Source organism: Stieleria sp., from assembly GCF_041595215.1.
Lineage (GTDB): Bacteria > Planctomycetota > Planctomycetia > Pirellulales > Pirellulaceae > Stieleria > Stieleria magnilauensis.
On the sequence record NZ_JBFHKV010001503.1, the window covers coordinates 1 to 1,535 of the forward strand.

Annotated in this window: 1 protein-coding gene; it reads left to right on the forward strand. The window is 57.3% G+C overall.

Annotated features, from left to right (window positions below; genetic code table 11):
- Positions 1-16 precede the first annotated feature (16 nt).
- Positions 17-1,535: hypothetical protein (locus ABX749_RS32490; protein ID WP_372899691.1), on the forward strand; the 1,519-nt coding region annotated here is incomplete at its 3' end.

Sequence of the window (1,535 nt, forward strand, 5' to 3'; positions counted from 1 at the left end):
ACAAACGGTCAACGCCGTGCCAAAAAGTCTGAAGAGTTTAGCCGAGGAAAACGTTGAACTTGCTGACATCCAAAAGCAGTTGATCGAGCAAGCCGCCCAAACGCAACAGAACTTGGTGGCGGTGCAAGCCGCGATTGACGAGGTGAAAGCCGATCAAAAGTCATCCCAAGAGCGAATCGATGCAGTCGGGCTGACCGATGCCTTGGGCGTGATCCTTCGTCAGCAGCGGGAAGAGGCGAAAACGCTGAGGAACAAGTTTCGCCCCCGCGACGATCTGAACAAGAAGGTCGAAGAATACCAACTCAGTTCGTTTCGCCTGGAAGACGAACTTACCGATATCAACCAGTGGCTTGATCAACGCGAAGCTCCGTCGGTCGACTGGGATACAACGGAGATCGCTTGGAGCGAGTTGAGCAGCGCCGAGGCGGAATGGGTGTTGGTTCGAAAACGCCGCCAATTGATCGAGGAAACGCTGCAATCTCAAAACGCGGTCCTGCAGTCAATGTTGACCAGCGACACGCAGCGGCACGAATTGATTCTGTTGATCGATCAGTTCACCAATACCATCGACGTCCATTTATTCTGGACCAAAGACGCGCCGACGATTTCGCTCGAAGAATTGACGGTCGCCCCGGAGTTGCTCCAGTGGGTCAGTTCGCCGGCGTCCTGGGCCAAGGCCGTCGAGCAGATGGTGCTGACGGTCACTCTCAAACCGCTGCCATCGCTGGCGTTGGTGGTGCTCGCCTTTGCGGTGCTCTTTGGTCGTGCTTGGGCGCGGCGACGGATCAAGTATGAAGGCGACGAGGCGACGAAAATCAATGTCGGTTTCGAGTCCACCCTGCGGGCCTTGGCGGCAACGTTTATCGTCGCGATGGTCTGGCCCGTTTGCCTGGGGACGTTCGCGTATCTGGTTCTAAAAACCTCACCACCCGATCCCTTTGTCCGCGGGCTCGGATTCGCCCTGGCCATGTCCGCACTCTACGTCGCCTCGCGCGAACTGCTGGCGAAAGTGTGTCGCGACCACGGCGTTGCCGAGTGCCATTTCGGATGGACGGAAGCATTGCGCAAGCATCTGCGGCGACACCTGCGTTGGTACACCTGGCTGGGCGGATTGATCGTCTTTCCGATGGGGCTCTTTTCCGAGCATCCCGAGCCCAGTGTTCGGATCTTTGCGATTCGGGTCTTGTCGACGGCACTGTTTCTGGTCACCGCGGTCTTTCACCATTTGATGCTCCGCCAACGCAGTCCGCTGCACGTGCAACTCGTTCTCGATCATCCCAAGTCCTTGGTGTATCGAATGCGGAAGGTGCTGTGGGGGATCGCCGTCTTGCTGCCGGTCCTGTTTGCGCTGATGGCATTGGCCGGTTACCTGGAAACGACCTTTCGGTTAGGCCATTCGCTTCAGATGACATTCTTGTTGCTGGTGGCCACGGTTCTGGTGTACGGGCTGCTGACGCGTTGGTTGATGCTGCGGCGGCGCGATTTGGCACGGCGAAAAGCGATGGAATTGCGGCAGCGAAAACTCAAGGAAATGG